Origin of the sequence: Desulfocucumis palustris, assembly GCF_002933875.1 — a bacterium.
In the GTDB taxonomy this organism is placed as follows: domain Bacteria; phylum Bacillota; class Desulfotomaculia; order Desulfotomaculales; family Desulfocucumaceae; genus Desulfocucumis; species Desulfocucumis palustris.
The window spans coordinates 1-225 of sequence record NZ_BFAV01000077.1 but is presented as its reverse complement, the minus strand read 5'-3'; the positions used below and the strand labels follow the sequence as shown (position 1 = coordinate 225).

The 225-nt window shown below is 45.8% G+C and carries 1 protein-coding gene; it reads right to left on the bottom strand.

Translation table 11 applies throughout. From position 1 onward, the window contains the following. Positions 1-225 (bottom strand): DNRLRE domain-containing protein (locus tag DCCM_RS06595; protein WP_165792037.1); only part of this gene is annotated, 225 nt, incomplete at both ends.

The window sequence follows — 225 nt, the reverse complement described above, 5'->3', positions numbered from 1 at the left end:
GGCCTCGTCCCAGTTAGCCTCCATTTCAAGCCACTCCTGGGTTACGCGGTAGGCTTTCATCGGGTAAAGTTTTTCGCCGGAGCTAAAGCTTTGAAGTTCCAGTTTCGCGCTTTTTATGGTTCCCATGGAAACTGCTGAAAGGTTGTATTTTACCAGGGTCCGAAAATTATTGCCGACGTAAAAGGTTCTTTCGTTACCATTGGTATGCGAATTATTCCGGTTTAT